This is a genomic window from Pseudomonadota bacterium (genome assembly GCA_026388315.1).
In the GTDB taxonomy this organism is placed as follows: domain Bacteria; phylum Desulfobacterota; class Syntrophorhabdia; order Syntrophorhabdales; family Syntrophorhabdaceae; genus MWEV01.
Genome location: JAPLKA010000066.1, coordinates 1 through 15,650 on the forward strand (window position 1 = coordinate 1; position 15,650 = coordinate 15,650).

Consider the following 15,650-nt stretch of genomic DNA (forward strand, 5'->3'; position numbering starts at 1 on the left):
GGCAATTCGCATGTCTGAGTCCCGGTATTTTGGGACGAGTTTGCGAAATTGAGTGAAATTCGAGCCTGTAGTGGGTAAAAAGCGCAGTGAAGCAGGGAGGGAAACAGTGTTCCTGCGAATACCATATTTGGGCAACAGGCCATTAATATTCGATCGTACCTGTTCCAACACGACGATATTTCCTATGGGAATGTACAAAAACTCAGGATTTGTGGTTTTTTTTCTGTGTGGCCATATTATTTCCTTCCCTTTTGTAAATATGAATATGCTTCGTCAATTGCTTTCTGAATCTCAATTGTTTTCCCGATAGATGTAACAACTTTGCAGTAATGCTGTATATCTTCAAGGGACAATGTTCTTCCTTTCCTGTCTTTCAGCCACTTATTACACGCCTGATAGCCGCCGATATGGTATTCCCAGACCTCTTTTGCAATGCCTTCGAATTGCTGGTTCTGGTTGAAATAGACAAGTCCTTCGTCTTCAAAATATTTTGGTTTTTCAACCTTAAAATCACCATTGCCCTGACACTTTGCGACAGGAGGGTCAAGCTCAGGCGCATTAAGAAGATGCAACTCCACGAGCCTTTGTCCATAATCAGCCATCTTTGTGAACAGGCTATAATCCTTTGTGAAGGGGATTCTCGGAAAATCTACCTTCAAAAATTCGGCATATATCGTGCGGTAGGTATTGGAATAGAGCACGGCGTAAATATAGTAGAAAATCTCCTCAGGGGCCGGTGATGTTCCAAAGTCCTTTGTAAGCTGCTCCACGATGATGGGGTTCAGGTTTGGCTTTCTTGTTGTATATTCACTGGGTGGTTCAAAGAGCATCATCATGGCCCCAGGGGAGCCTTTTTTAGGGTTGTTGGTTGTTGGTTTGTCTGTTTCGGGATAGAGGTATAAAGGGAAGAGATAAGACCTTTCTCTTGTTTCTAAGGATACGGTACAGTCATTAATTATTATATTCGAGCAAAAAGCATGCCTGAATTCCCGGTTTACCTGGCGATTACTGATTAATCCCAAATTTTCATGTATCATATGACGCATAACTTCTTTTCGTGAACGCTCTATCAGGTCCTCATTATAAAAGGCCCATTGAACATCAAAGGGTCTATACAAAATCCGGGTAATTGCGTTTTTCCAATCCTTGTCTTGCCTAACCCTTTCGCGAGCTTTTTTCAGCCTCCAGTTTTGCTTATCTCTCAGATGAAACGTGTCTCGTATAAGTTCATCGGGTATTTTTTCGTCGCAGAACATCCTAATACGTCGTTTTAGCGCTTCCTTGTCAGGATCTATTACAAAATCGTCCCTTGCCGTTGCGATACCTACGCCATTTACAGGAAATATTTCGGTTATCTTCGGGTATTTCTTGTAACCCTCCAAAAGCTTCTCATTCCTTGGAATAAAAAGATAAAGCTCAGACTTTGGCGAGAGCTTATTCCATTTCGTTGTTTTTATATCGTTTTTTAAAAGCCAGTTATATTTATTTTCCCGTAATCCCCATATTTCGGAATGGTTTACTTTACATTCTGTCTTTTCACCTTTTCTTTTTACAAAAATCGCAATTGCCACCCCCTGCATAATATCAAAGACGTTTTCATCTTTTGAGCCGTCGGGGCATTTCTCCTTTTTCAGGCTGTTCCCGTGCAGGTCAAGGAGGTACATCTCGTTGAAGCTTGTCATCAGGGATTGCCGCATACCCTTGAAAGTAGGATTGTCAAAGTAACTGTGGTTGGTAATAAACCCCAACACACCTTCTCCTGCCTTATCAATCTTCCACTGGGCAAAACGAATAAACTTCACATAATCATCCTGAAGTCCTTTCGAGTTCTTTTCGCCGAGAGGTTTTCCGTCAATGCGATAATAGGCCCTGATCTCTTCTGAAATCCATTTACCTGTATTTAAAGAATGATACGAATATGGCGGATTTCCCATTATCACGAGAATAGGCTGCTCCTTTTTCACCTTTCCTGCCAGATGGGATTCTTCAGAGAGGGAAGCCATGCCGGGAAGCTGTGTTTCGGGAAGCTCTTCCATTTCAAGGGTATTGGTGAGATACAACTTGAATCTTTCATCTGCCTTGAGCGTATAACCAAGTTCCTCCAGCAGGAAAGATATCTTTAAATGGCCTATTGCGTAAGGCGCCATCATGAGCTCAAAGGCGTAGAAATTCTTGAGAATGTGCTCCCTGATAAGAAGTTCTTTTCCGCCCTCGCCATATTTTGTGACAAATTCCTCAACTGCAAGCTTCGCAGCTTCGGCCAGGAAGGTAAGCGTGCCTGCCGCAGGGTCTAAAACAGTCACAGATTTGTCGGCAATACCATCTGTTTTCCCGAATTGTTCTTTTAAAATAGTATGTAAAGAACGGACGATATAGGATACAACCGGTTCGGGGGTATAATAGACGCCTCGTTTCTCTCTCGTCTTAGGGTCATATTCAGCCAGAAAAGTCTCGTAAAAATGGACAATCGGGTCTTTGCCTTTTCCATCATGAAAGTAGCTGTGGAGGATATTTTTAACATCGGTAACCGCCAATACCTCTGAAATATCATCAATAATCCACTCCATCTGGGGAGGTAATTTCCCGCGGGAAACAAACTCAAATAAATCCCTTAAGATACCGATAGTTTGAGGAATAGTATCATAGGCAAGCTTTCTGTTGAATTCATAAATCCCCCCGTTCCCCCCTTTCGGAAAGGGGGGCGGAGAGGGGATTCGGGTCCTTGCAGCAAAAAGTCCATATATAATGGTCTGCGAATAAAGGTCTGCAAAGTCTTCCTTCGAAAGACCGCTTACCAGATATTGTTTAAAGGCTTCGTAAAAACCGATTATAAATCCTTTCCCGTTTCTCTCTTCCTCTTTCAGCTCTTCTGCAACAACCTCATCCTTTAAAAAGCGTGTCCTTTTTGCCAGTTCAACCGCAAGGGATTTTGCGTCATAGACCCTTGGAAGGGAAAAGGAGAAAAATCTTTCCAGCAATATCAGGAAATCAGACTCCTTTTCTGCTGGAGGGACGGTTTTCAATTGATAGAGGATAAAGGGTCTCCCGATAAGGACTTTATCAATCAATGAGCCATTTCTGTAAAGCCTGAATTCAAAGAAGTTTGTGAGGATCAGATTTGGAAAGGTGCGGAGGTAACGCTTTAACTGGTCTGTTGCTTCTATCTGGTCCAGGTTTTCAATTGTCGGCGCTTTTGCTTCAATATATCCAATGATATGCTGTTTTCCGTCCCATACCCTGAAATCAGGGTTGCCGGCCTCGGTCTTTTTCGGAATTGTTGTTATATGAATATTTTTCTTGCCTGTTGATTCGCTGTATTCTTTTAAAAATCTTTCAAGGGTCGAGTAAAAACTTTGTTCTGTCGAATCCCCGCGCTTGGCAACTTCAGATATTTCTTTTATATATGTTTTGAGCATTTGATCTATTCAACTATTCTAAATCCTTATAAAGATGATTACAACGATAAAAATGCCGAGCCTTTACCGTGAATTGTGAACCGTGAACTGTTCTACTCAAAACAAAACCCCTTCTCCCGAAACAATTTAAGACATGCCTCCACCACTTGAGCATCGTAGAGGATGTCTTTGTTGTTCTCTATCTCTTCGAGGGCTGCATCTATTCCAAGGGCAGGGCGATAAGGACGGTGGGAGGGAATAGCTTCAACCACATCGGCCACAGAGATAATCTTAGTTTCGAGGAGGATTTGTTCACCTTTCAACCCCTGCGGATAGCCCGAACCGTCTAACCGTTCATGGTGTTGGAGGACTATTTCTGCTATGGGATACGGCAATCCCACATCTTTTAATATGTCATATCCTGATTGAGAGTGAACCTTGATAAGGTTCATTTCTATGTTTGTTAATGTGCCGCCCTTACTTAAAATTTCTGCGGGTACCGATATCTTGCCGATATCATGAATAATGCCTGCCATACGGATAGTATCAACTGTATCGTTTGACAGACCCATCTCCTGTGCGATTACCCGTGCAAGGTTTGATACCTTCCTCTGGTGGCCCGCGGTATAGGGGTCTCTTGTCTCAACCGTTGAAGACAATGCTTGGATAGTGCCTGATAAGGATTTTCTTAGCTTCTCGGTAGTCTGTTGTAACTCTTCTTCGGCAAGTTTGCGGGAGGTAATATCTTCGCAAGTCATAATGTGCACACCGGTTTCCATTTGCACCGAGATGAGGTTAACAATCTTTTCCGTTCCATCCTTACACGTTACAGTAAAAACCCGTGGTCTTTTTTCACCTGGTCCGGCTGCTTTTAAATCTTCTACCCATGCCGCGATAACGGTCTGCCTGTATGCAGGGTTGGGGTATGCCTTTGTAAACCATGTTCTTCCATCAGGAATCTCTGACAGGTTGTACCCGAATATTTCTTTAAATTTCGGGTTGATATAGACAAAATTCCCATCCTTATCTATCATTGCCATTCCAAAGGGTGCATTTTCAGAAAGGACAGAAAACCTCTGTCTTTCGTGTTTCAGTTGTTCTTCTGCCTGCTTGCGGTTGGTTATGTCCTGTAGTGTTTCAATAGCGGCTATTAATTTTCCATTATCATCGTATATGGGCGCGGCATCAAATACTATATACCTGTTTTTGCCGCCAAGATTGGGATACCAGCCTTCAGCGTGTATTCCTTCGGGTATGAGAACGGACCTCGCGTAGACTCCGTAAAGGTTAGTCATCTCATTGAATTTATTGTCAATAATTACGTCCGCGACACAGGGACGGGGATAATCATAGAAAGCCTTCCAGTGATCACTGGCGCCAAGTAAATCCTCTGATTTTATTCCAGTAAGGTCTTCGCATGCCTTGTTCCAGTAAATCACTTTATGTTCCGCGTTGACGACAAAAGTGGCTACCGCAGAACTTTGAACTATGGATTCCATGAACTTATCTTTTTCCTTTAATTCTTCCTCCGCCTTTTTGCTATCGGTAATGTCACGGTTACTGCCCCGTTGTCCTAGATATTCACCATCACGGCCGTACACCCCCCGACACTCATGTCCGATCCAACGGTCTTCGTTGTTCCTGGTTATTATACGAAACTCCAGTGTGCAAACATCAGATTTGTCCTGCAACACGTCGTGAATATGGATAACAAACCGGTGTTTGTCGTCGGGGTGGATGATCTTTTCCAGCAGTTTTGGGTCTTGATGAAATTCTTCAACCCGATACCCGGAGATGCGCTCACAGGCAGGGGAGACATAAACATATTTTCCATCGGGAGCGAGCCAGTACTCCCAGGCATAGGTAAAGTCAGCCACTGTGCGATATCTCTCTTCACTCTCCTTAAGCGCATCCTCCGTACGCTTGTGTTCTGATTCCGATTGTTCCAGTTCCTTGATTCTCTGCTTTGAGGCGGATATCTCTTCGATCAGTTCCTGATTCGTCCTGGATGGATCTTTCATCCGACTCCCATATGGTGATAAATAGTGCCGAGATATATTAAGATATTAAGAATACTATAGTAGATATGTAGCGGCGTCAACGTATATCCATGTGAAACATAAATAAATGACATTAATATACCGTTCATATTGATTTTGTGAGGCAACATGTATACGTAAAGATTTGAGCATGGCTCACTATTGCCAATCGAAACACAGTACGAATTGCTTCTTTGTGGAAACTCTCTTACAGGAAGCTATACGTACGGTTTGATGAAGGCGGGTACCCTCTGGGTGCGGAAACGTTATGAACGCTATAGTCCTTATGAGATGCGTGCATCCCCTATCATCTCCTTCCCTTTCTGTGTTAACCAGCATGCCCTATAGGTATCACCCGCCACGGTTCCTCCCAATCCTGTTTCGGCCAAGCCCTTCCGGCAGAGCGCGTCAAGCACCTCCCTGCCCGCTTTGTTGCGGCAAACCTTGTCAATCCATGTTGCGCGCTTGTAAGCGCCCCCGCTGTACTGATTGTTTACGATTCTGATGAGCATGTCTTTTTCTTCTGGAGTGATTTCCATGATCAAACCTCGCTTTTCGGGATGTCTTAAATATCTCCAATACAGTTCCAAATGTCAAACGAATTTACAGGTGTATTTTCAGGTGAAAAAAGTATGCTCCAGTAATAGATATGATTGATTAGTAAGATTGACTATTATAGAATCATACTCGAAGCTCACAGTTCAAAACTACACATGGAGGTTAACATGTTCCATCCAACCAAGATTATTGCAATAGGGCTCAATTATCGGGATCATGCAAAAGAGATGCATCACGAAATTCCAGAATATCCGCTCATTTTCCTGAAGCCCCCGACAGCAGTTATTCAAAATGGTGATTTCATCGTTTATCCGCCCATGACAAAAGAACTCCACTATGAAGGCGAGCTTGCAGTCATCATAAAAAACAAAATCAAAAATATCACAAAAGAGAATGCACCACATCACATCGCAGGCTACACCTGCGCAAATGATGTTACAGCGAGAGACCTGCAAAGGCTTGATGGTCAGTGGACACGATCAAAATCATTCGATACCTTCTGCCCTCTGGGCCCGAAGGTGGTATCAAACATTGACCCGACACACCTGGCAATCTCCACAAGGGTCAACAATGTTGTAAAACAGCAATCGAATACAAATAATATGGTTTTTGATGTCTATGAGCTGGTTTCCTATATATCCAGGATCATGACCTTGCTTCCTGGTGATGTGATTATTACCGGTACTCCTCCGGGAGTCGGACCAATAGAAGCGGGTGATGTGGTGGAGGTGGAGATTGAAGGAATCGGAGTTTTGAAAAATACAGTAAAGAGCGGTTAAGGAGTGAAACATGGAAAATATAACTTTTGATGATTTTTTAAAGACAGACTTAAGGGTTGCAGAGATTAAGGCCTGCGAAGATCTGCCTGGCGCTGACAAACTGTATAAGCTCACAATCGATATAGGCGAAGAACGCACTATCGTGGCAGGAATTAAACAATACTACACAAAGGAAGAGCTTATCGGGAAAAAGATAGCAGTCGTGGCAAACCTTGAGCCTCGCAAACTGAGAGGGGTCACGTCTCACGGAATGCTCCTCGCAGCTTCAAATGAAGAAAATACTTCTATCGTTCTTTTGACACTTGATAAAGACATTTCGAATGGAAGCAGGATATCATGATAAAAACCGAAACGGAGAACCGGCGTATCGGCGAAACAGCGATTTTAATGCCCTTTTCACCGGTTCTCCCACTCTCCGATTCGCCGGTTCGGGTTATACGAAGTGACTAACGGACTTTTCCTCTTCATATCCGGTCTTGCCCTCTTTCTCTTCGGCATGCTGAAGCTCGGCACGTTCATGCAGCAGCTTTTTGGCGCCCGAATGAGGGAGTATATAAGGTTCTCTGTAAAAAAACCCGTTTACGGGCTTATTATGGGGATCGTAACAACCATTCTCTTCCAGAGCAGCTCGGCCACAACCCTTCTTACTATCGGGATAGTCAGCGCAGGATTGATCAGTTTTTTTCACTCCCTTGGAATTATTCTCGGTGCAGACATCGGAACCACACTTACGGTACAGCTCGTTGTGTGGAAGTTTACTTCAGTTTCACCGCTGATACTCTTTGTCGGTGGAACCCTCCTCTTCTCAACAAAGGAAAAATGGAAACAGACCGGTGAAGCCCTTTTCTACTTCGGGCTCATCTTTTTCGGGTTGCAACTTACTGCAGATGCCACAGCCCCGCTCAAGGAAAACAAGTTTTTTCTGGATCTCTTTCATCACACAGAAAATCCATTCATCGGTATCGGTATCGGCGCACTCTTTACCGCTCTCATACATTCTTCGGCCATTCCTATCAGTATCGTCACCATCATGGGTCAGCAGGGCCTGATAACGATCGAAAACGCCATACCCATCGTGCTCGGGGCAAATATCGGCACCACTATAACGGCCATTATGGGGAGCATTGCGGCAAACATTAACGGGAAAAGGAGCGCCTTGGCCCACGTCCTCTTTAAGCTGGTCGGGGTAGTAATATGTCTCATTGCCCTCCCCGTCTTCCTTCTCCTTTTGCAGCGCCTCTCTTCAAACATCGCCCAACAGATTGCGCTGGGCCATTTTATCTTCAATGTCCTCCTAACAGCTGTCTTTATTCCTTTCCTGAAGCCGTTGTCAACTCTTATTGAGAAAATCCTCCCGGGGAAAGACGTCACGCTGCCGCTCTGGCCTGAATATCTGGATACAAAATGCCTTGCGAGGCCGGAAGATGCACTTTTTTGCGTCAAGCAGGAATTATCAAGGGAGATTTTGCTTGCCCGGAGGATGTTCACCGAAAGCTTAAAACTTGTAACAAAATTCAGCGAGGCAAGGAAGAAAGATATTAATTACATCGAACTCGTTGTGGACAACCTGCTGGCTGAAATAGTAAGTTATCTATGGAATATCTCCTGCGGGCAACTTTCACCATCATCATCAAAAAAACTCTTCGCTTTTTCAAAGATAGTCTATGAAATTGAAAGGGTCGGTGATCGATCGACAAACCTGGTTGAGTTATCCGAAGAAAAACACAAAAGAAGGGCTCTGTTTTCAGGGGCGGCTCAAGACGAGCTGAAAGAAATCAGCACATTGATTATTAACAACCTTGATGATGCAGCTTTTCTTATTGAAACAAAAGATACAATGAAGATAAGTATGATTTTTGAGAGAAACAGGAGAGTCAAAATTTGTGTCAAAAAGGCAACCGAACAACACCTGGAGAGATTTTATCAAAAAGCCTGCCTTGCAGAGGCAGGCCCAATCTTTGTCGATATGCTCGTTAACCTTGAGAGAATATCCGACCACTGCCAGACTATCGCCGAATGCATTCATGGCCTTGACGAAGAATCCTGAACAACACCTTTGTTTTTTTGATATAAATATGGTCTTTATATGAAATGAAAAGAGAATTCTTAACATCAATCCCCCCGGATAAGGCCCTTGAGATAATCGAGTCATTCCAGGTAACACAGGGAAGAGAAATGATACATATTGAAGCGGCGCTCGACAGGGTGCTGGCTGAAAACATTGTCTCCGGCGAAGACATTCCGTCTTTTTCCCGTTCTTTAGTTGATGGATATGCCGTTAAAGTTAAAGATACACAGGGGGCAAAAGAAACAAATCCATCCCTCCTTTTTGTTAACGGCGAAGTGCGGGTCGGAGAGGAGTCAACTGTAGCGGTTGAAGATGGTAAATCCATATCTATAACAACAGGCGCCATGCTCCCTGAAAACGCCGATGGTGTTATCATGGAAGAACATGCCAGGCGGTTGAATGATGAAATTGAAATTACAAGACCTGTTTTCAGGGGCGAAAACATCTGCTTTGAAGGTGAGGATATCAAAAAAGGTGAAAGGTTAAAGGTGAGAGGCGAGAGGCTATCGCCATTTGACCTTGGAGTATGTGCGGCGCTTGGAATATCAAAAATTCCCGTCTACAAAAGGCCGAAAATAGCAATTATCTCGTCCGGCGATGAAATTGTTGACATAGATGAACCCCCTCCCGCCGGCACAGTCAGGGATATCAACAGATATACCGTCGCAAATCTTTTAAAAAAAGAAGGCGCCCGATGCGATTTCCTCGGCACAGCAAAAGACACTATTCAGGATATAATTGCTAAGCTTGAAGCGGCAAGGGAATACGAATTAATACTCGTTTCCGGGGGAAGCTCAAAGGGTGAAAGAGATTTTATCGTTGACGCCATTGAAAAGCTCGGAGGCAAAATCCTGTTCCATGGGGTTAACATAAAGCCAGGAAAGCCGGTTATCTTTGGAACATTGTGGGATAAACCTGTTTTTGGACTTCCAGGTCATCCTGTTTCGTGTATAATGGTTGTGATACGGTTTGTCCTCCCGCTCCTGATGAAATTAAAGGGGGAGCTTCAAACAGCAGCCAGGAAAATGAAAGGGATACTCGCAACAAACGTCCCCTCATCTTATGGGATCGAAGAATACATCAGGGTTACAATAAAATCCACCGACGAAGGTTACACTATAAGTCCTCTTTTTGCAAAATCCTCAGTAATATCTTCGCTGGCACAGGCAGCAGGTTATATTGTTGTGCCTGAAGGGCTTGAAGGATACGAAAAGGGAGAGGAAGTGGAGGTATTTGTTTGGTAATGAACGGCATTAATTAAACATGAAACGATATCTGAAAACCATACGAAGCAAAGAAGCAGTAGAAAAGATGCTTGAACATATCAAACCCCTGGAGGGTGAAGAATATCTCCCCACATATAAATGCAGGGACCGCATCAGTTCGAGGCCGGTTTATGCTCAAATTTCGAATCCCCCTTTTATGTGTACCGCCATGGACGGGTATGCGACAGACTACGAAAAGACACTCCAGGCCGATATTGCAAATCCCCTTTCGTTGACAAAATACAAAGAAGCCACCCCTGTAAATACCGGCGACCCCCTTCCAAAAGGCACAAATGCAGTAATTATGGTAGAAGATGTTGAGGATTCGGATTCCTTTATTGTCATACGGAAACCGGTCTACCTGTGGCAGAATGTCCGCATGATCGGTGAGGACATCATTGAAGGAGATATGTTAATCCCCGTAAACCATACAATTGGTGTTTTCGATATTGGCATGCTTATTTCAGGAGGCATATCACATATCCATGTGAGAAAAAAACCTAAAATCGTCATAATACCAACCGGCAAGGAATTGATCGACCCCTATAATCCCCCCGGCCCTCCCTCAAAATCGGGGGGATTAATAGACTTCAACTCCTATACGCTCCTGAACCTCGCAGAAGATACAGGGTTTGAAGGCACCATCTCCGAAATAGCATACACAAAAGAAGATTTACAGCGAAGTATCAAAAATGCCATCGATGAGTTCGATGTGATGCTGATAAATGCCGGTTCCAGCGCCGGGAGAGAAGACTATACCGAAGAAACTATAAAAGAACTGGGAACACTTGTATTCCACGGTATTTCCATGATGCCCGGCAAGCCTGCCATGTTCGGCATCGTTAAGGGCAAACCTGTATTTGGAATTCCGGGGTATCCCGTGTCTGCCTCATTAACGTTCAGCACCTTCGTAAAGCCACTCTGCGACAAGATGACAGGCTCATCGTCGAATAAAGCTTACATAAACTGCATTACCCCCTATAAAATCCCGTCACGTCTTGGAATAGAAGAAATCATCAGGGTTAATCTTATTGAAAATCAGGGGGTTTATTATGCTATCCCGTTACCCAGAGGGGCGAGCATTTTTTCATCAATGGCACGGGCTGATGGGCTTGTACGGATACCCGAAGATGTGGAAGGCTTTAGCGAAGGCGAAGCAATCCCCTGCGAACTTCTTACGAATAAAGGAGCATTAAAGCGGAGAATCCACATTATCGGCAGCCATGATCTTTCCCTGGATGTCTTGAGAGATATGATAAAAGCTCATCATCCAGGCATTGACATAATCTCAACCCACACAGGAAGCTTGAGCGGAATCGTAGCCATGTCAAAAAACGTCGCGTATGTATGCACCACACATGTTCTTGATGAAAAAGAAAAGACGTACAATATCCCTGCAATTCAAAAGTATCTCCCCGATAAGCCTTGTATGCTTATACATATTGCAAAAAGGCTCCAGGGACTTCTTGTTCGTAAAGAAAATCCGAGGGGCATAAGGGGAATCCGTGATTTATCAAGGCCGGACGTAAAATTTATTAACAGGCAATCCGGCTCCGGCACAAGGATACTTTTCGATTCATTGCTCAAAGAGAGCGGCATTGAAAAACATCAAATCAATGGTTATGATAAAGAAGAATCAACCCACACTGCCATAGGAATCCTTGTAAGAGAATCCATTGCGGATACCGGCATTGCCATTTACTCAATGGCAAAGGTGTTTTCTCTTGATTTTATTCCCCTCGCAGAAGAAGACTACGATCTTCTTGTCAGCAAAGAATTTACTGAAGACAGAAGGTTCAATCTCCTTATGGATTTGATAAATTCCGATGAATTCAAGCAGAGACTTGAGCAGTTGGGTGGATATAATACGAAAGAGACGGGGAAAATAAAATATGAACAATAATGGCAGAGGGCAAAGAGCTGAGAGCAGAGGGTTTCAAAACTCTACGATCTACGCTCTACGCTAAAAAGCTAATCGCCACGAGGCCTTACATGCTGATTGATAATTTCAACAGGATCATTAATTATATCAGAGTCTCCGTTACTGACCGGTGTAATCTGAGATGCAAATACTGCGTGGATGGAGCATTTCCATTTATACCTCATTCGGAGATACTGTCATATGAGGAGATTATCAGGTTTGTAAGAATAAGCGCTCAACTCGGCGTAAGCAAAGTCCGTTTGACCGGCGGGGAACCTCTCGCAAGAAAGGGAATTTCCTATCTCCTGAAAGAGTTAAACAGCATTGAGGGTATTGACGACATAAGCCTCACAACCAATGCAGTGTTTCTCGGAGAAAAAATCCTTGAATTAAAAGATGCAGGCCTAAAAAGGGTAAATATAAGCCTCGACACCTTGAAAAAAGAAAGATTTGCATTTATAACAGGGGTCGATGCCTTTGATGATGTACTCATGAGCATCGAAAAGTCCATCTATGCCGGCATGAATCCCATTAAGATTAATACGGTTATCATTAAGGGCTTTAACGATGATGAGATCCTGGACTTTGCAAGGCTCGCCGAGAAATGGGGTCAGCACGTAAGATTTATTGAATTCATGCCCTTTGGTAACTTCGACCTCTGGGATGCTGCCACAATCGTCTCCTCACGGGAGATTGAAGAAATTCTCAGGACCCGATACACCCTCGAACCGTCTGCGAGCAACGACAGGGGACCAGCCAGGATGTTCGACATTAAAGGCAGTGAAGGAAAAATAGGTTTCATAAGCCCTGTCTCCACACATATCTGCAGTGAATGCAACCGGATACGGCTCACTTCCGGGGGCAAGCTCCGGCCCTGCCTTTTTTCCGACGTGGAATACGATGTAAAGAAACTCCTGAGAAGCAGCGCCAGCGATGAAGAGATTAAGGCCTTCATCAGGGAAACCGTCAAGGTAAAGCCTGAAAGAAAGGGCGAGATGGGGCAGATAAGAAAATGTCAGCGCAGCCTGCGGAACATCGGAGGATAATTAAGGGAAAGTGTTGAGTCCGTCGGCAGAGCGTATGCGAATATCGTGCTGCGGGAAGGCGATCTCAATGTTGTGTTCTCTGAAAATTGTGTCGATTTCAAAACGAATTGCTGAAGTAACCTTGTCTCTCTGCTGAATCAGGTTCTTAATCCAGAATCTCAAATGAAAAACAAGTGCGCTTTCGCCAAAATCATAAAACAGTACATAGGGGGGCGGTTCCCGTAAAACCTGCGGATGTGCAAGGGCGCACTCGATGAGGAGTGTTCTCACACGATCCGTATGCGAACCGTATGCGACACCGACAATAATTTCTGCACGCCCTTTCGGGTCCTTGTATGTCCAGTTTGCAATCTTTTTATAGGCAAGATCGGAGTTGGGTATAAAAATCGTGGAATCTTCATTCGTCTGCACTATAGTATTGCGGATGTTTATATTCATCACCGTTCCCCGGACATCTTCAATCTGAATCTCATCTCCGGGATGAATAGAACGGCTAAAGAGGAGTATGAGGCCACTGAAAAAATTCTTTATCATATCCTGAAGACCGAAACCAACTCCGATAGACAGGCCACCGGCAATAAGGGCAATGTGTTCAAGCTTCACCCCCAGAAGGTTCAGGGAGAAAAGAATATAGAGACACCAGACGATATAGGCCAGGATGGCTTGAATCGATTTGATGGTTCCCATCTGGATCTCTTCACGTCGTCTGCTGATGGCATCCAAAGCCCTGTACAGAAGGGCCGTGATCGAGCGGACTACAAAGAATACTGCCACAATGATAATGACCATAGAAAGATTGAGAGCGAATAATCCGAAATTGATTCGCCACTGAATGATGCTGTTGAGCAACGGCATACCGCCTATGAACATGCATATCCAGGCAACAGAACCGGAAAAACTTCCAAGGAGAACAAGCGGAAGGACAATACCGTTTACGATGTTGTTTGCAACAAACCTTTCTTTGCCGGTCCGGTTCAAGTGCTCCATGATAAGGATAATGTTGGAGCCGAATTCAATATTAAGAAGCAACAGGAACCATATTGCCGTAATGAGGGTGGACAAGTTTCCCCATTTTGATAATGATATGCATGAAAGGGTCAGTAAGAGCCACAACGATATTGTCCCGAATTTTTTCTCAAACTCACCGCGGAATCCCTTTCGTATGCGAAAAAGGTAGAGCGCGCACCCGATGAGCATAAGAGCCACAATAGGGGCAAACATTGCCGACGGGAAATGGTTTGTCATTGACACGATCGAGGCAGTAAACACGCACCAGAGGGGCCAAAGAATATTATGCTTTGAGGGGGCTTCATGTGTCGGCAATAACATGCGCATACGCCATGCGAGCGAAACAATCCCGCCCGCAAGTAATGTTTCCAAGGGAAAACGGTAAATACCAAACTGGACTAACCCGCAAGTTCTAATCATTACATAGAGGGGCAACCCGAAGCCCAACCAGATGAATGAAGGGAAAAGATGTCTCCTCAGGGCAACAAGAGGGAATCTCCTCTGAATCCTTCCCAGAAAGAAGAAGGAAACAGCTATCATTGCGACACCTACGGCAAGGGTTATTATAAGGTTATTCCGAAAGACTCCCCAGTTTTCCTTGAGTGGAATCTGCCAGTAGGGGACAAAGCGGATCCATGTTTGCATGTTTCTATAGGCGCTATTCCAGCCTTCAACAGAAAAATAGTATACCGGCAAAGGTCGCAAGAAAAATGTCTTCCATAATTTAAAAATGTCTTTTTCAATCTCTGATTTCTTGTTATCAAGCCTTACAAGGAGTCCCTCTACTGAGTTCGGGAGAATTGCGATAAGCTGTCGTGCCGCGGCAGCAAGATCTAACACATGCCTGAGTTCATTAATGTATTCCCTGAGTACAGCCTTCTTTTCTTTTAGCAGCCCCTCTTCGGATAATTGTTCGTATTCCTGCAGGTGCGCCTGTATAGACCTTTCGAAGGTTTTAAGCGATTCCATTTCATCATTTAAAGGACCTAATATCTCCCGACATTCGTTGCGCAAATATTCTATCTGTTCGAGTTTATCTCTCAATTCAATAGGATTGAGTTCTTCGATATTGTAAATAATTATCAGTTTGCGAAGTTGCTGATTGAGATCTCCCATCTTTTCCCTAACCTTTTGTATTCGATCGGGTTGCTCGGAGATATATTTTTCGATATCCTCTTTTGCATTGAGAATGAGAGCCTCTTCTTTTTTTATCATCTCTATCCAGGACAAAGTCTTGTCTTCACCCCAGGCCAAAGGACTCAAGAGCAAAAGGGTTAAAAAAAGCAGAGAAAGTGACAAAAAGCGTATGATTTTCATGGAATACCCATTACGACATACAATGTCACAAAGACGCATTTTTTTCAAGACAAAACCAGTCTGGAGTTTCCTGACTTTTCTCATTCTATATGGCCGAAACACTGTTTTGCTCTCTGCTCCCTGCGCTTTTTTACCCATGCATCGATATGCTTCCATTCAATTTTCAAACTTGACCTGGTCTTCGAACATGAAAATTGGCCTAAGCGCGGCCTGGCCGCAGGCCCATTTCAGCCTATCGGCAGGGTACCCAAAAA

Annotated in this window: 10 protein-coding genes; 6 read left to right on the forward strand and 4 right to left on the reverse strand. The window is 44.0% G+C overall.

The features are described 5' to 3' along the window. Positions 1-236 precede the first annotated feature (236 nt). From NTX75_09785 to NTX75_09795, 3 genes are all read right to left on the reverse strand, one after another. Positions 237-3,416, reverse strand: a complete 3,180-nt coding sequence (locus NTX75_09785; GenBank protein ID MCX5816512.1) for an N-6 DNA methylase — start codon at positions 3,414-3,416, stop codon at positions 237-239. Positions 3,417-3,508: 92 nt separating this feature from the next. Continuing rightward, complete coding sequence (locus NTX75_09790) at positions 3,509-5,416, reverse strand: PAS domain S-box protein (protein MCX5816513.1); 1,908 nt, start codon at positions 5,414-5,416, stop codon at positions 3,509-3,511. A gap of 302 nt (positions 5,417-5,718) precedes the next feature. Continuing rightward, complete coding sequence (locus NTX75_09795; GenBank protein MCX5816514.1) at positions 5,719-5,973, reverse strand: hypothetical protein; 255 nt, start codon at positions 5,971-5,973, stop codon at positions 5,719-5,721. 174 nt (positions 5,974-6,147) lie between these two features. Here NTX75_09795 and NTX75_09800 point away from each other — a divergent pair, with 174 nt between their 5' ends. The 6 genes from NTX75_09800 (at position 6,148) to moaA (ending at position 13,071) form a co-directional block, all read left to right on the forward strand. Beyond that, a complete protein-coding gene (locus NTX75_09800; GenBank protein ID MCX5816515.1) occupies positions 6,148-6,771 on the forward strand; it encodes a fumarylacetoacetate hydrolase family protein in 624 nt (207 codons plus the stop codon). 10 nt (positions 6,772-6,781) lie between these two features. After that, on the forward strand, positions 6,782-7,111 hold the full coding sequence (gene metG, locus NTX75_09805; protein ID MCX5816516.1) for a methionine--tRNA ligase subunit beta: 330 nt from the start codon (positions 6,782-6,784) through the stop codon (positions 7,109-7,111). Positions 7,112-7,213: 102 nt separating this feature from the next. Next, positions 7,214-8,818 (forward strand): Na/Pi cotransporter family protein, encoded by a 1,605-nt coding sequence (locus tag NTX75_09810; GenBank protein ID MCX5816517.1) that lies wholly within the window; start codon positions 7,214-7,216, stop codon positions 8,816-8,818. Between the two features lie 44 nt (positions 8,819-8,862). Beyond that, complete coding sequence (locus NTX75_09815; GenBank protein ID MCX5816518.1) at positions 8,863-10,083, forward strand: molybdopterin molybdotransferase MoeA; 1,221 nt, start codon at positions 8,863-8,865, stop codon at positions 10,081-10,083. Positions 10,084-10,102: 19 nt separating this feature from the next. Further along, on the forward strand, positions 10,103-12,007 hold the full coding sequence (locus NTX75_09820) for a molybdopterin biosynthesis protein (protein MCX5816519.1): 1,905 nt from the start codon (positions 10,103-10,105) through the stop codon (positions 12,005-12,007). Next, entirely contained in the window at positions 12,007-13,071 is a 1,065-nt protein-coding gene (gene moaA / locus NTX75_09825) for a GTP 3',8-cyclase MoaA (protein MCX5816520.1), read from the forward strand. The genes NTX75_09820 and moaA overlap by 1 nt, the downstream gene beginning before the upstream one ends. Here moaA and NTX75_09830 read toward each other — a convergent pair whose 3' ends face one another. Then, positions 13,072-15,396 carry a mechanosensitive ion channel gene (locus NTX75_09830; protein ID MCX5816521.1) on the reverse strand — a complete coding sequence of 775 codons (2,325 nt, stop codon included), beginning with the start codon at positions 15,394-15,396 and terminating at the stop codon, positions 13,072-13,074. Positions 15,397-15,650: the final 254 nt, after the last annotated feature.

What these genes read in the sequence shown, in the direction of transcription:
- moaA (MCX5816520.1), top strand. Translation starts at nt 12,007, where the DNA reads ATGGCAGAGGGCAAAGAGCTGAGAGCAGAGGGTTTCAAAACTCTACGA.
- NTX75_09785 (MCX5816512.1), bottom strand. Translation starts at nt 3,416, where the DNA reads ATGCTCAAAACATATATAAAAGAAATATCTGAAGTTGCCAAGCGCGGG.
- NTX75_09795 (MCX5816514.1), bottom strand. Translation starts at nt 5,973, where the DNA reads ATGGAAATCACTCCAGAAGAAAAAGACATGCTCATCAGAATCGTAAAC.
- metG (MCX5816516.1), top strand. Translation starts at nt 6,782, where the DNA reads ATGGAAAATATAACTTTTGATGATTTTTTAAAGACAGACTTAAGGGTT.
- NTX75_09830 (MCX5816521.1), bottom strand. Translation starts at nt 15,396, where the DNA reads ATGAAAATCATACGCTTTTTGTCACTTTCTCTGCTTTTTTTAACCCTT.
- NTX75_09815 (MCX5816518.1), top strand. Translation starts at nt 8,863, where the DNA reads ATGAAAAGAGAATTCTTAACATCAATCCCCCCGGATAAGGCCCTTGAG.
- NTX75_09820 (MCX5816519.1), top strand. Translation starts at nt 10,103, where the DNA reads ATGAAACGATATCTGAAAACCATACGAAGCAAAGAAGCAGTAGAAAAG.
- NTX75_09790 (MCX5816513.1), bottom strand. Translation starts at nt 5,416, where the DNA reads ATGAAAGATCCATCCAGGACGAATCAGGAACTGATCGAAGAGATATCC.
- NTX75_09800 (MCX5816515.1), top strand. Translation starts at nt 6,148, where the DNA reads ATGGAGGTTAACATGTTCCATCCAACCAAGATTATTGCAATAGGGCTC.